The organism is Agrobacterium sp. AGB01 (genome assembly GCF_014851585.1).
Taxonomy (GTDB): Bacteria; Pseudomonadota; Alphaproteobacteria; order Rhizobiales; family Rhizobiaceae; genus Agrobacterium.
Window position 1 is genome coordinate 530,927 of sequence record NZ_JACVAB010000002.1, and the last position, 14,863, is coordinate 545,789.

At 55.2% G+C, this 14,863-nt stretch carries 12 protein-coding genes; 8 read left to right on the forward strand and 4 right to left on the reverse strand.

Annotated elements, in window-relative coordinates:
- Positions 1-302: 302 nt before the first annotated feature.
- From IB237_RS09255 to sbmA, 4 genes are all read left to right on the forward strand, one after another.
- Positions 303-3,245, forward strand: a complete 2,943-nt coding sequence (locus IB237_RS09255) for an autotransporter domain-containing protein (protein WP_192488355.1) — start codon at positions 303-305, stop codon at positions 3,243-3,245.
- A 72-nt stretch (positions 3,246-3,317) separates the two neighbouring features.
- A complete protein-coding gene (locus tag IB237_RS09260; protein ID WP_192488356.1) occupies positions 3,318-3,866 on the forward strand; it encodes an invasion associated locus B family protein in 549 nt (182 codons plus the stop codon).
- A gap of 103 nt (positions 3,867-3,969) precedes the next feature.
- Positions 3,970-5,154: an MFS transporter gene (locus IB237_RS09265; protein WP_192488357.1), complete on the forward strand. Its 1,185-nt coding sequence runs from the start codon at positions 3,970-3,972 to the stop codon at positions 5,152-5,154.
- Positions 5,155-5,313: 159 nt separating this feature from the next.
- Positions 5,314-6,591: a peptide antibiotic transporter SbmA gene (gene sbmA, locus IB237_RS09270; protein WP_192488358.1), complete on the forward strand. Its 1,278-nt coding sequence runs from the start codon at positions 5,314-5,316 to the stop codon at positions 6,589-6,591.
- Positions 6,592-6,695: 104 nt separating this feature from the next.
- On the opposite strand, the gene IB237_RS09275 is transcribed toward sbmA, so the two are convergent.
- The gene (locus tag IB237_RS09275) at positions 6,696-7,700 is read right to left on the reverse strand and encodes a polysaccharide deacetylase family protein (protein ID WP_192488849.1); all 1,005 of its coding nucleotides are present in this window, start codon (positions 7,698-7,700) and stop codon (positions 6,696-6,698) included.
- 211 nt (positions 7,701-7,911) lie between these two features.
- Between IB237_RS09275 and IB237_RS09280 the strand changes: the two genes are divergently transcribed.
- From IB237_RS09280 to IB237_RS09295, 4 genes are all read left to right on the forward strand, one after another.
- Positions 7,912-8,496 (forward strand): NnrU family protein, encoded by a 585-nt coding sequence (locus IB237_RS09280; RefSeq protein WP_192488359.1) that lies wholly within the window; start codon positions 7,912-7,914, stop codon positions 8,494-8,496.
- 190 nt (positions 8,497-8,686) lie between these two features.
- The gene (locus tag IB237_RS09285; protein WP_192488360.1) at positions 8,687-9,358 is read left to right on the forward strand and encodes a tetratricopeptide repeat protein; all 672 of its coding nucleotides are present in this window, start codon (positions 8,687-8,689) and stop codon (positions 9,356-9,358) included.
- A gap of 29 nt (positions 9,359-9,387) precedes the next feature.
- The gene (gene der / locus IB237_RS09290; RefSeq protein ID WP_192488361.1) at positions 9,388-10,821 is read left to right on the forward strand and encodes a ribosome biogenesis GTPase Der; all 1,434 of its coding nucleotides are present in this window, start codon (positions 9,388-9,390) and stop codon (positions 10,819-10,821) included.
- A 165-nt stretch (positions 10,822-10,986) separates the two neighbouring features.
- Complete coding sequence (locus IB237_RS09295; protein ID WP_192488362.1) at positions 10,987-11,595, forward strand: DUF2026 family protein; 609 nt, start codon at positions 10,987-10,989, stop codon at positions 11,593-11,595.
- A gap of 59 nt (positions 11,596-11,654) precedes the next feature.
- On the opposite strand, the gene IB237_RS09300 is transcribed toward IB237_RS09295, so the two are convergent.
- The 3 genes from IB237_RS09300 to IB237_RS09310 form a co-directional block, all read right to left on the reverse strand.
- Positions 11,655-12,404 carry an SDR family oxidoreductase gene (locus IB237_RS09300; RefSeq protein ID WP_192488363.1) on the reverse strand — a complete coding sequence of 250 codons (750 nt, stop codon included), beginning with the start codon at positions 12,402-12,404 and terminating at the stop codon, positions 11,655-11,657.
- 281 nt (positions 12,405-12,685) lie between these two features.
- Positions 12,686-13,735, reverse strand: a complete 1,050-nt coding sequence (locus IB237_RS09305; protein WP_192488364.1) for a bifunctional monoglucosyl/glucuronosyl diacylglycerol synthase — start codon at positions 13,733-13,735, stop codon at positions 12,686-12,688.
- Positions 13,736-13,843: 108 nt separating this feature from the next.
- On the reverse strand, positions 13,844-14,764 hold the full coding sequence (locus tag IB237_RS09310; protein WP_192488365.1) for a sugar kinase: 921 nt from the start codon (positions 14,762-14,764) through the stop codon (positions 13,844-13,846).
- Between the last annotated feature and the right edge of the window lie 99 nt (positions 14,765-14,863).

A 14,863-nucleotide genomic window follows, 5' to 3' on the forward strand; every position in this document is an offset into this window, starting at 1 on the left:
GAGTCGGTGATGAAAGCACCGACTCAAGTCTCGACCTATGCTTTTCTTTATCGATTTTTGGCTGGTCTATAAGCGCCATCTTCCGTTACGTGATATCCGGATGTTCAGTTGTCGGCGTAATAAATTCTATTTTACGCGCTGGATAACCACATCCGGAAGGCGAATATTTCCAATTGCTAACTTTCAACCGCTCTCCAAATATGCAAGCCTTAACGCAATCAGTGGTTGGGTCAGGTTAAATCAATTTAAACCTGATGGAGGACAGCCACTACGCGTTGTGTATCGTCTATTCCGGGGGGAGCATGAGGTTCTACCGAAGCAGGTTGCTGGGATCAGCAGCTATTTTCGTCGTCGCTGTTAGCAGCGGTTTTCCAGCTTATGCCATTGATTGGGCTGGCGGCACGTCAAGCGATTGGCACAATCCTGTGAACTGGATTGGTGGTGTCATCCCGGTAGCGGGAAGCATTGTTAACATCAAGGTTCCCGGCGTCGACGGGCGAACGAGCATCACAAATGCGGCCGGTTTTACAAACCTTTACGTGGGTTCGGCGAGCGAAATTTACTTAGATATTTCGGGTAACGGCAGTCTGACGGGCACCAGTCTGAGTGTAGGCGAAGCCGTCGGTGAAATCGGCACTCTGACGATCTCGGGCGCAGATGCATCCTTGGCCACTGGATGGCTTACAGCAGGATTTTACGGCGATGGTACGATCCTTATTGAAGATGGCGGATCTGCAAGTACCGTCAATGCACTGCATCTCGGCCAATTTGCCGGCTCGTCGGGTACGTTTACCGTTGATGGTGAGGGTAGTTCCTGGACTGCCAGCGGTGGAGCCACAATTATCGGCCATACAGGTGAGGGCAAGTTTACGGTCAGCGGTGGCGCGACAGCGACAGATTACGCTGTAACGATTGGTTATGGTGATGGGGGCGTTGGTGCCGCACTGATCGACGGCGACGATTCCACATGGTCTATCACAGGCGGCGCATTGGTTGTTGGGTACGAGGGCGAGGGTGGCCTGACTGTGAGTGGCGGCGCTACGACCAATACTTTCAAGCGAGTAATCGTCGGTGACAAATCGACTGCTGAGGGGACAATCACAGTCACCGGAGCCGACAGCAGTTTTACAATAAACGGTACGACCTCCGACATTTATCTTGCCGTCGGTAGTTCTGGTGTTGGCACGGTCAAACTGGCTGATGGAGCATCGTTCAATAGCAATACGGCGGTTTTGGGCTTCTTGGCATCCGGTAACGGCACTCTCGATTTGACTGGAGCCGATACCAGATTTGTAAACACCAATTACATAGCTGTTGGTTATTATGGCGTCGGTGAAGCAACTGTACGGGATGACGCGACCATCGCTGTAACCGGCGCTGCTGGTGTTCGAATTGGATATTTGGCAGGCTCAACAGGTACGCTGAATATCGGCGCTGCAGCAGGCGATGCGGCTGGTGTTGCTGGGCATATCGAATCTCCGAAGGTTGTATTCGGCCCGGGTTCAGGCACGCTCGTTTTCAATCATACAAATACCAGCTATGATTTTTCGTCCGCTATCTCGGGCACCGGCTTCATCAATCATGTCTCGGGCGTGACGACGTTTTCCGGCAACAGTGCCACGCTTGGCGGAACCACCAATATTTCCGGCGGAACGGCGCTGGTTACCGGTTCGCTCGGCGGTATGATCGACGTTTTGAGCGACGGCACACTGGGCGGCACGGGCACTGTTGGCAAGTCGGGTTCCACGCTTTCCATCGGCAACGGTGGCACACTGTCGCCCGGTCTTGTGGGTTCCAGAGGGACATTGTCGGTTGTGGGTGATCTCGCCTTTTCGACCGGCTCAACCTATGTCGTGCAGGTGTCAGGTCTTAGCAGCGATGCGGTGGTGTTGACTGGCGGGGCAGTGACTATCAATCCCGGCACGTCGCTGCAAATTTCGCTTTCTGGGGCTGCGAATGCCAGCCGATACACCATCCTGAAGGCAACGAGTGTGACCGGAACATTTTCCACCATTGATTGGGGTGGCTTGTCCAATTACGAGATCTCCTATGACAATGGTATTGTTTCGCTTCTCTCAACGGTCAGTGTTGGCAATGGCGGGTCTGATTTGACGCCGAACCAGTCGTCAGTGCTGTCTGTTCTGCAATCCGGTGGGGCGCCTGGTGGTCTCTGGTCTTCGCTCGGTTCCGTGCCTGACAGTGAGCAGGAAGAGGCACTGCGGCAATTGTCGGGCGAAACTCATACCGCACCGCGTGCCACCTTTTTCCAGACGGCCCAATCAGTCAACAACACGGTGAATGGCCGTATTCGCTCCATGACCGATGGGGTTGCTGCACCCTCCGTTCCAGCCCTCGGCTACGCCGAAGAAACAAGACCGGCGAAAAGCGGCCAGTTTGCATCCTTCGAGAAGAAAACGGATGTTTTCGATCAGGACCGGTTCTCCGTCTGGACAAACGGTTTTGGTTCCTGGGGCAAGGTTGATGGTCTGACTGGCAGTCCCGATACCGATATTTCCAATGCGGGTGTGTTGATCGGTGGCGACGTTGGCATCTCCGACAATTGGCGCGTCGGTGTGTTTGGTGGCTACAGCCGGTCATCATTCGACACGTCAGACAGTGACGGCGACAGCAACAACTACCATCTCGGTGTCTATGCCGGTAGCCGATGGGATGCCATCTCGTTTCGTACTGGCATCAACTACACTTGGCACAGGGTCGACACGGTGCGCGAGGTTGATTTTCTCGGTGAGACGCTGAGAGCTGACTATGATGCCAGCACGCTCAACATGTTTGGCGAACTGAGCTATCGTATCGATTTCGCACCTGCATCATTCGAACCCTTCGTTAGCCTGAGCCATATGCGGGTAAAGACCGATGGCTTTACCGAAACCGGTGGCCTTTCCGCCCTGACCATGGGTAAGACCGATTTGAACACTACCTACACGACACTTGGGGTCCGCGCGTCGACCGATCTTGATGTCGGGTCTGTTCCGGCCACACTGCGCGGCTCCCTTGGCTGGATCTACGCCTTTGGTGATGTGGAGCCGGAAACCACTGCCCGGTTCTCCTCCGGTGACAGCTTCAGAGTGGTTGGCACGCCACTGGACAGAAATACGGCGATTGTGCAAACGGGAATGGATTTTGCACTTTCGTCGGCCTCGACCTTAAGCATATCCTATACCGGGCAGTTCAGCTCCAAAGCCTATGATCATGGCGTCAACGCCAAGTTACAGGTTCGTTTTTGATTTCAATGCAATTCTGAACGTCCAGTCGCTTGTAGGTGGCGCTGGACGTTCAGAATAATGACAGGTGTCTGCATGTTCGGAAAAAACATAAAGGCGGCTGCCGCAGTCGCTCTGGTGTCGTTCGTGGCACAGCCATCCAACGTGGCAGCGCAGACAGAGGCACCAGCGGCGGCAGGTAACAATGCCTTCTCCGTCAACGAAACCCATGGCGACTGGATCGTGCTGTGTTCACAGGCTGAGGCAAAACAAATTTGTTTGATGACGCAACAACAACGCAAGAACGATACCAAGCAGCTGGTCATTGCAGCCGAAATCAGCACTGACCAGAATGACCAAATACGTGGAACGATTATTCTGCCATTCGGACTGCAGCTGGCGGCGGGTGTGACGGTTCAGGTCGATGATGGCGTGGTGTCGAACCCGTCACCTTTTGCAACCTGCTTGCCAACGGGCTGTATCGTGCAAGTGCTTCTTGATGCACCCACTCTGCAAACCTTGCGGGGTGGCAGTAATGTCAAGCTGGTCGCTAAAGCCCATGACAGCGGGCAGAATGTGCTGTTGGGCCTGTCATTGAAGGGGTTTTCCACCGCGCTTGACCGGTTGGTGGCACTTTCGAAATAGGCAGGCTGCTTATCAGCGCCAAATTATCGGGTTCAATAGCATTGGCAGGTGCCATCAAAATAAATGGTTTGCCTGACCCATGTTGCACTGCCATAGACGCGACATGACTGACGCTGCTGCACAATCCCATTCACGTGTCCTACTGATCGGCTTTGCCGGGGCGTTGGCCATGGCCTGTTCGCAAGGTTTCGGGCGTTTTTTGTATACGCCAGTCCTGCCCGGCATGATCAGCGACCTGTCGCTCAAGGCCTCTGATGCAGGGTTGATTGCCGCAGGTAACTTTGCCGGTTATTTGCTTGGCGCCATTCTCGCCGCTTACGGTTGGGCGAACGGACGTGAAAAACTGGTGGCGCTCGGCGGAATGCTGGCTACCGGTCTGCTGCTGTTGGCCATGGCCATGACGCGTGCAGTCGAAGTCTTTATTCTCATTCGTTTTCTGGCCGGTATGGCCAGCGCTCTGGCAATGATCTTCACGTCGCAGATCGTTATCGGCCACGCCACTGCCGCCGGGCGGGAAGATGTGCAGTCTTTGCATTTTGCTGGCGTTGGCGTCGGCATTGCCGTTTCGTCACTTCTCGTTTTTGTTATCGGTTCGCTGCTGCACGGGGAGGGTGCGTCCTGGCAAGCGGAATGGATTGTCGGGGCGGTGTTCGTTTTTATTGCGTTTGTCTTCGTGGCGCGTGTTTTACCCTCTGGTCCGCCTCGCACAGCAGTGGCAACTGTTGAGCCGCCAATACGCTGGCGCATGCCGCTGGTGTTGCTGACCATTGCCTATGGTCTGTTCGGTTTTGGTTATGTGATAACCGCCACCTTTCTGATCACCATTGTGCGAATGGCCGATGCGGGCGCCCTGGTGGAATGTCTGGCATGGTTCATCACAGGTAGCGCCAGTGCAATTTCTCTTTACATCTGGCGACCGGTTGCAAAACTCACCGGGCATCGCTGGACCTTCGTCATGGCCTTGGCAATTGAAGTTGTCGGTGTTCTTGCATCCGTACTGCTGCCACCTGTGGTGGGTGCGCTTTTCGGTGGGTTACTGTTTGGCCTGACATTCATGGTCGTGACAGCATATGGCCTGCAATTGGGGCGGCAGTTTTCGCCGCACAGCCCGAGGCGCGTTTTTTCATTCATGACGGCGGCATTCGGAATTGGCCAGATTACCGGGCCTTTGGTTGGCGGATGGGTGGCACAGTTCACCGGCAATTTCACCCTGCCAACCATACTGGCTGCCACTGCGCTCGGCATTGCCATGCTGTTGATGGTGCCGGTTGCCCGCATGCGGGATTGATGCGGTAAGCGTCAAACATAAGGTTTTGGTGGTTTTTCAGTTACAAGTTGGTAAGGATGCGGATGGTTGATTGCTGTACGCTGATTTCTGCCGTATTTTCCGCATCTTGACTGCTTCGCCAATTCCGGCCGCTCCCTAACGTCCGCGTGAGTTTCAAACGTGTTCCATTCATTTTTCCCGAATCCAAAACTGTTCTTCACGTCTGCCGTCTTATGGACTGCCGTGTGTATCGGCGTATGGTATCTTGCCGGCCCGCAAATGGGTGCTGCGATTGGCCTGCCACCACTGGCGCCGGGTGAAAAAGCACCGATTGGTCTGGCCTATTTTTTCTCGCCAGATAATCTTTGGTTCTACGCGTATTTCACCATTTTCGTTCTGATCTTCGGGACGGTTTGGAAAATCATGGCCAAGGATCATCCATGGACCAACTGGTCAATCTGGGGATCCTCCTTTATCATCTTCATGGCTTATTTCTCCGTACAGGTTTCCGTTGCGGTGAATAACTGGCGGGGCCCATTCTTTGATCTGTTCCAGCGCGCTCTTAACGGTGAGCCAGGAATTACCGCCGGGCAGTTTTATGAACTCCAGTTGCGGTTCCTGGAAATCGGCCTTGTTGGCGTAACTCTCAGCGTTGCCACGTTGTTTTTTACCAGTCACTACGTGTTCCGCTGGCGTACAGCGATGAATGATTTTTACCTGTCCAAATGGGAAAAGCTGCGCCACATCGAAGGTGCTTCCCAGCGTGTGCAGGAAGACACGATGCGTTTTGCCACGATTGTCGAGAGTTTGGGCGTTGTCCTGATCAACTCGATCATGACACTTGTGGTGTTCCTGCCGCTACTGTTCGAAATGTCGGGCAATATCACCGAGCTGCCGCTGCTGGGCGCAATTCCGCACTCGCTGTTCTGGCTTGCTCTCTTGTGGTCGATCTTTGGTACTGTGCTGCTGTCGGTTGTTGGTATGAAGCTTCCGGGTCTGCAGTTCCGCAACCAGCGCGTGGAGGCGGCGTTCCGTAAGGAACTGGTCTATGGTGAGGACCATGAGGATCGTGCCGATCCTCTGACGATGAAAGAATTGTTTGCCAATGTGCGTAAAAACTATTTCCGCATGTACTGGCATTATCTCTACTTCAACGTTGCCCGCTATACCTACGGCCAGTTGGACGCGATTATCCTGACCTTCATGCTGATCCCGACAATCGTTGCAGCCAAGATTACCATGGGTGTGTGGCAGCAGATTGCAACGGCCTTTGGTCAGGTGAGCGACAGCTTCCAGTATCTGGTTAGCTCCTGGTCAACGATCATCGAGCTTCTGTCGATCCGCAAGCGTCTTGTGGCGTTTGAAGCGGCAATCGAAGGTGAAGCATTGCCAGATATTGATCAGCGTTATCTGGAGCGTGAAGCTGCAGATGGTGAAATGGCTGCCAACCGCCCATAAGCCTCTCCTTCAAACAAAAACCCGCCTTCAAGGCGGGTTTTTTATGCCTTGCATCAAGGCATTTATAATGTGAATCCCTAATGGATGATCGCGGGGATGCGGTTTTAGAACGACGAACCTGCCGCTGGTTTTTGTTCGGCCTTCTCAGTCTTCAAGGTTTCCATGTAGCTGGCGTAATTAACGCAGGACACATCCTGCATTTTGCAGACTTCCCGCAATAAACGCTCATAGGCATTCCAATAGGCGCCACCATTCATTTTCACGAAGTGGAAGCCCATTTGCAGGGGAATTCGTTCGCCATTGTATTGTTTGTCGAAAGCTGTGCGAAACGCCTTATAGGCGCGCTCCTCGAATTCCGCCGCCTTGGACGGTGTTTCCACGCCGACGGAATGGCGCACAAACAGATTATAATCCATGGCAATGATCGGGCGGCTGTTTGGTCCTTCGGGGATCAATGGCACACCAAAGCGGGTCATGCCATCCTTGGCCGTAACAGGATATTGCGGGCCTTTGGTCACAAGGCTCGCATCATAAATGAAACCGTGTTTCTTTTCGGCTGCGGTCAGGCCATCGCTTTGCGAGAGGTAAGGCGCGCGGAAACCCTTGATGCCGGTTTTGGCAAATTCCCGCCAGCCTTGCGGCTCGGCATCTTTTTTGCCAATCATCTGCCACGCGTTTTCAAGCGTTTTGCTGAACGTCTCGAATTCAGCTTCCCAGTCGGCTGCCGTCCAGTCCTTGCCATCAAAGTGGCCGCAGGCGTGGCTGGCTATTTCATGACCTTCCTGATGGGCCTGCCAGATGTTGTTGAGGCGGGTTTCCACCTCCTGAATGGTCTGGCCGAAACCGACATTCGAGCGGCCGAGTTTTTTGCCCGGTCCCTGGTAGGTCGCCTTGCCGGTTTTGTAGTCCATGATGAGGGTACATGACAGGAAGTAGGTGAATTTTGCGCCGGTCTCGGCGGCTGTCGCACGGCTGCGGTCCCACAGCGTGTTGTCGCCTGCGCCATCGAACGACACGATGACAAATTGCTTGCGCGGCTGTTCCTCAGCGAGTGCCGCAGACGAGAAAACCGAACAGAGAAGCGAAGCAACAAGGATTTTACGCAACATTTCAGGACCAATCGACATGCATGTTCTAAAGGCGCGGGCGAAGTCGCCCATATTTTGAAGCAGGAGAAAAACTGCCGTGATATGGCCTTGTGCCGCCGGAATAAGGCGAACCTTTGAATTGTCTGGCATTTTTGTGATTTTCTTATAGCAAGGTCGTGGTAACGATCTCAATTATCCGGCTGAAACGCCGCTTGTTTTCGAGGATTTTCCCATGCTGCTGCTCGTACTCTGTCTTTGCTTGTTCTTCGCCACCCACCTGGCACGCATCGGTGCACCGGGCTTTCGGGATGCCGCAATTGCCAGATTGGGCGCTGGTGCATGGAAGGGACTTTATTCCGTTGCCAGCGTCATAACGCTTGTGCTGGTGATCTATGCTTTTGGTCAGGCCCGGCAGATCACGGGCATGCTGTATTATCCTCCCGTCTGGATGAGCCACATTGCCCTGATGCTGATGTTGATCGCGATGATCTGTCTTGTGGCAAGCCTTCTTCCGCCGGGGCACATTGCAACCAAGACCAAACACCCGCTGGTTTTGTCGGTTAAAATCTGGGCGTTGTCGCACCTTCTTGCCAATGGTGAAACATCGTCGGTCATTCTGTTTGCGGCGTTTTTGGCCTGGGGTGTGGTGGTGCGTATTGCGCTGAAACGGCGGGAGCGGGCAGGTCTGCTGGTGCGCCCGGCCTTCGTTTCTGCTCGCTATGACCTGATTGCCGTGGTCGGCGGGGTTGCACTTTGGGCGGCGTTTATATTCAAGTTGCACGAATGGCTGATTGGCGTTCAGCCGCTTGCGCTTTAAAATCTATGTACTGATGGGGCGTCACTGACAGGAAAGTGACGCTTTCCCCCTTACATAAAAGGCAAAATGCGCTAGAAGGCCGAACAAATGCCTGCGGTTCAGTGCCCGACAGGCAAGTTTCAGCGTGAAGTCATAACCGTTCATCCTTCTCGATGGATATCGATGCGGATATGCGGCTACGGAGAATTCGATGGCAAATGAAAATGACACCTTCATCCGCGAAGTGAACGAGCAGCTTCGTTCGGAGAAGATGACGAATTTCTGGAGCAGATACGGCATCGTTGTTATCGGCGGCGCGGTATTGATTGTGCTGGGAACTGCGGGCGCTGGTATTTACGAATACTGGAACAGCAACCGTGCCTCCAACTCCGGTGACCAATTTATCGCTGCTATGAAGCTGGCTTCTGAAAACAAGCCTGATGATGCACTGGCAGCACTGGCTGCACTTGAGACGGCTGGCCATGGTTCCTACCCGGTTCTGGCCAAGTTCCGCTCGGCAACGCTGCAGGCCCAGAAGGGCGACGCGACGGCTGCTACGGAAGCGTTCACCGCCATCGGCAACGACACATCTGCTCCGCAGGTGTTCCGTGACGCTGCCAAGATCCGCGCCGCATGGCTGCTGGTCGACAATGGCAGCTATGATCAGGTGTCTGCTCAGGTTGAGGTTCTCTCTGGCGAAAGCCAGGCGTTCCGCAGCTCTGCACGCGAGGCACTTGGTCTTGCCGCCTATAAGGCGGGTGATTTCGTGAAGGCCAGAGACTGGTTCCAGCAGATCACCACCGACGCACAGGCACCGCGGAATGTTGCCAACCGCGCCCAGATCATGCTCGATAACATCGCTGCTTCCGGCAAGGCGCCGTAAGAAACATATACCCCAAGGAAGAACGCACCATGAGCTTCACCGTCGCCATCGTAGGGCGCCCCAATGTCGGAAAGTCGACGCTTTTCAACCGTCTGGTTGGCAAGAAGCTGGCGCTTGTGGACGACACGCCCGGCGTGACCCGCGACCGCAGACCGGGTGCGGCACGGCTTGATGATCTGCGCTTCACGATCATTGATACCGCAGGTCTTGAACAGTCCGGCCCGGAGACACTGCAGGGTCGCATGTGGGCGCAAACCGAGGCTGCGATCGAAGAGGCGGACCTGACGCTGTTCGTGGTCGATGCCAAGAATGGTTTGACACCGGCAGACGAAACGCTGGCAACCATGCTGCGTCGTCGTGGTAAACCAGTTGTGTTGGTGGCTAACAAGTCTGAAGCGCGTGGTTCTGATGGCGGCTATTATGATGCCTTCACTCTGGGCCTTGGCGAACCGACCCCTATTTCCGCTGAACACGGCCAAGGCATGCATGATTTGCGCGACGCGATCATCGAAGCCATTGGCGAAGACATGGCCTTTCCGTCTGAAGACGATGAGGCGGAAACCGACGTTGTCATTCCGCGCTCCGAACGCGGTGAAGACGAGGACGAGGACGAAGAAGAGCCGGTTTACGATGAAACCAAGCCGCTTCGCGTTGCGATCATCGGCCGCCCAAATGCCGGTAAATCGACACTTATCAACCGCTTCCTCGGTGAAGACCGCCTGTTGACTGGTCCGGAAGCCGGCATTACCCGCGACAGTATCTCTGTTGAGTGGGACTGGCGCGGACGCAGCATCAAGATGTTTGATACGGCTGGCATGCGCCGCAAGGCCAAGGTCACGGAAAAGTTGGAAAAGCTGTCGGTTGCCGATTCCCTGCGTTCCATCCGTTTTGCCGAAACTGTGGTGATCGTATTCGATTCCACCATCCCGTTTGAAAAGCAGGATCTGCAGCTTGTGGACCTCGTTATTCGCGAGGGTCGTGCAGCGGTGCTGGCGTTCAACAAGTGGGATCTGGTTGAAGACCCTCAGGCGTACCTTGCCGACTTGCGTGAAAAGACCGAGCGGTTGCTGCCACAGGCACGCGGTATTCGCGCTGTTCCAATGTCGGGCCAGACTGGCTACGGACTTGATCGCCTGATGCAGAACATTGTCGATACGGACAAGGTATGGAACCGCCGTATCTCGACAGCAAAGCTGAACCGTTGGCTGGAATCGCAGACCACGCATCACCCACCGCCAGCCGTTTCTGGCCGTCGTCTGAAGCTGAAATACATGACGCAGGTAAAGGCCCGTCCACCTGCTTTCATGATTTCCTGCACACGACCAGAGTCGATCCCAGAATCCTACACGCGTTATCTGGTCAACAACCTGCGCAATGACTTCGACATGCCAGGCGTGCCGATCCGTGTGCATTACCGTGGTTCGGACAACCCGTTCGAGAACAAGGCCAAAAAGAAGCGGTAATCTGCCGCTTCATTTAGCTTCAGACATGCCAGACACTTAGTGCCATCTGCGGGTTCGACCCGCAGATCAGTGGTGGTTTGATCCATGGCAATGACGAAACCCCGGCAAAGGGCCGGGGATGATGGTCGTTCAGACTGACCGTCCCACTCTAACGGAAGACAAGACATGCTGATCAAGCAGAGCGACTATCACCGGATTTACCGTGTCATCAACAGCCTGCTGATTAACGAAAATGCCAATCCGGCATCCGCATCAATGTATTTCAGCACCTTTGGTGCGTTTATTCTTGAGCAGCAATTCAAGGTCAAGGCCAAACCCAAAGGCGGCCTTGCTGCCTTTAATCTTGGTGGGACGATGCTGTTGTTTGCCGACCATCGTGAAGATGGTTACGTGACTGGCGCTGGCGAAAACTTTCACTGCTGGGTTGAGGCCGATGGCTGGGTGATCGACTTCATGTCTCCGGCATTTAGCCAGGCCGTGCCAGAACTGTCTTTGCCTTCCAAGATGTTTCAGCGGCCGCTGTCCGCCATGGCGCAGTCGATCAACGATCTCGGCCAATCCGGGGACTTCTTCTTTCAGTCGGAACCGGATGCAACGGCCAAGCGCTTCGCTGACTGGCATAAACATGCGATGATCGGTGATCTCGCCAGCATCGCCGCAACATGGTTCAGAAAATCGCCCAAGCAGATGCAGACGTCGATTTCTACCAAAAATCATAATGGTGAAACAAACACCATTCCGCTGTCTGGGAATGCGCTGACCGGTGCCTGGTGATGCCTGTAATTGGAGCGCCGTGGATTTGTTCACACGGCGCGATCGTCTCGATCTCTGGCTTAAGCGGGAAACAGACCGCCATCATCCGTATCAATCGTGATGTTCAGCGTCACATGACGTGGTCTCGTCACGGCAAAGAGCACCGCTTCCACTACATCACGGCTGGTTCCGCGCTCACCCTTTTGGCGCTCTGCCGCCTGCTGCCAATCGTCCTGATCAGGGCGTGCATCATCGAGGTATGGCGGGTGAACGGCGATCGAGCGAATGCTTGTGCCAGCAAAACTCTGCCGGAAACCATCAGCCAACGCGGTCTGTCCGCGCTTGGCTGCATAAAACGGTACCGACACACTCTGCAGTGCGGCATTGGGCAGGCCGCTAATTGACCCTATCGTGACGACATCTGGTCTGTCTGAGCTTTCCAGGCGTGGCAACAAGCCTTGTGTGAACAGAAATGTGCCTGATATTGCCGCGTTGATCGTGGTCAGTACGGCATCTGCGGCGTAAGGCGTATCGCTGCTTTCCAGCCACATGGCACCGTTGTTGATCAGAATATCGACCTTGGATGTGCGTTCAGTGATCTCTGTGACCGCGCGGCTTACACTGTCAGAATTGGCAAGATCAAGCACGACAACTAAAGGGGGCGTGCCGCCACGCTTTGTGATGATGTCGGCCATGTCTTCAAGGTCGGCAAGACGCCGGCCACACAGCACCAGATCACAACCGGCATCGGCAAACGCAAGTGCAAAGGCCGCCCCCAATCCTCGTGCTGCGCCGGTGACAACAACGGTTTTTCCTTGGAGGTCTTTCATATGCATGGCCCTGTTTTTATTACGCAATCAGCTACGGTTCTCTATATAGGGCCGAGCACATGAATTGCTACATGCTGCACACATAACAAGGGCATTTAGAAAACGGAGCTTCAAAGGGAGTAAATTAAGTTGGACGGCCATCGTGATCTCGTGGCAGCCGCCTGACGTCAATCAGCAGCCCGACCCCGTTCTCAATAACGGCAGTCGCGTCCAGCCCGTCTTGTGACAGCCCGCAAGCGTTTCGTCCAGCACTTCATTTCGCAATCTGCTGACAGGCGATCCTAGACCGCCGGCGTTGCTCGAAAATCTGGAAGGCAATTGTTGGCGGCAGCCGTGACGTTGTCCAGAAACTGCCTGGATGCCTTTTCCCAGGAATAGGTTCTGGCAAGAGCTATGGCGTCCTTCGACGAGCAATCCAGCGCATCCAGGCAGGCCTGCCGCAGATCGCGGTTCAGGGCACCAGCCTTGGAATTGGGGCCGATAATATCGATTGGGCCGGTGACCGGATAGGCTGCAACCGGCACGCCGCTGGCCAGTGCTTCGAGAATGGTATTGCCAAAGGTATCTGTTCTGGATGGGAACACGAACACATCAGCCTGCGCATAGGCGTCGGCCAGGTCTTCACCTGTCTTGGTGCCGGTGAAGTGAACGTTTGGGAATTGTGCCTGAAGATCAGCGCGGGCTGGGCCATCACCCACCACCACCTTGGAACCGGGCAGGTCGAGCTTCAAAAAGTCCGGCAGGTTTTTTTCAACGGCGACACGACCAACGGTCATGAAGATCGGGCGCGGCAGATCAAACGGCGCGTCGCGTCGCTGGCGTGGGTGAAATTGCGCCAGATCGATGCCGCGGCTCCAGCGCTTGAGATTGCGAACGCCGCGATCTTCCAATTCGTTTTCAAGGCTTTGTGTGGCTACCATGCAGGCATTGCCACCATTGTGGAACCAGCGCACGAAGGCATAAAGCCAGCTTTCCGGCACGGGGAAACGGGCAGCCACATATTCCGGAAAACGGGTATGGTAGCTGGTGGAGAAGCGCATATGGTTCTTGATACACCAGCGGCGCGCCAGAAAACCAAGCGGGCCTTCTGTTGCGATATGCACATAGGATGGCTGGCTTTTTTCGATTTCCTGCGCAACGTGGCGATAGCTTGTGACCGAGAGGCGAATTTCGGGATAGGTCGGGCAGGGCACGTTGTGAAAGCTCTGCGGTGTGACCATGCACACCTCAACACCCATGCGCTGTAGTTCCGCATTGGTGTTTTCAATCGAGCGGACCACACCGTTGACCTGCGGGTGCCAGGCATCCGTGACAATGGTAATTCTCGTCATTGCTGCGCCGATCCTGTTTTTACCCGCGCTTGCGAATCCACCTGCGGGATTTAATCCCTCTATGGCGTGCGCGTGTTACAGGATCATGTCAGGGCAACGGCAGGCTTGTTAGCCCACGAGAGGCAGCAGATCAGGGCTTATGAGGGCGCCGTGATGGCCGATAACGGTTGCTGCGGCCTTGGCGGCAAATGCCGCCGCATCCTGGGGTGTCGCGCCGGACAGGAGACGTGCCAGGAAGGCGCCGTTGAAGCTGTCGCCAGCGCTGGTCGTGTCAACGACATCGCTGACCTCATGGGCGGGCGCGAAGCTGCGAACGCCCTCGAAGTCCAGCGTCGCACCTGCTGCACCATCCTTGACCACGATGTTTGCAACGCCGAGGCTGCGGTAGCGCTCAATCGTTACTTCAACCGATGCATCACCAAAATTGGTCGCTTCGTCATCAAAGCTTGGCATGACCATGGAGGCGGCGCGTGCGCCATCGGTGATTGTCTGCAACATCACATCCTTGTTGGCCCAAAGGCGCTGACGGATGTTGGGGTCGAAGGCGACGATCTTGCCGGCCGCACGGGCCCGGCGCAGTTCGGAAAGGAATGTTTCGACCTGAGCAGGGGTTGCCAGAACCGCCAGCGTAATGCCTGAGAAATATATGAGGTCGGCGGCGTCCATCGTGCGGCGCAGGTGGTCTGCGTCCGCGGCAAGCTGCCGGGCTGCGGACATGCCGCGCCAGTAGCTGAAGGTGCGCTCGCCATTCTTGAGGTTGATCAAGTAAAGGCCGGGTGTGCCGCCGGGAATGCGGGTTACCGCGTCAGTGCCGATATCGGCCTGCTTGATGAAGGCCAGCATCTCTTCGGAGAGTGGGTCGTCACCCAGTGCGGTGAAATAATCGACCGACCAATCACGGGACAGACAGGCGCGGGCATACCATGCGGTGTTGAACGTATCTCCGGCAAAACCTTTGCGCAGCAGATTGTCGCCAGCTTGCGAGAGTTCCACCATGCATTCGCCGATTGAAAGAAAACGTCCGCCCAAAACCATGTCCTCCCGCATATGTTGAACGTGTGGCCATTACGATGCCTTGGCCCGGCTGACAAGGGCAAAGGCATTTTCTTGCGGCCTCTGCGTTGTTCA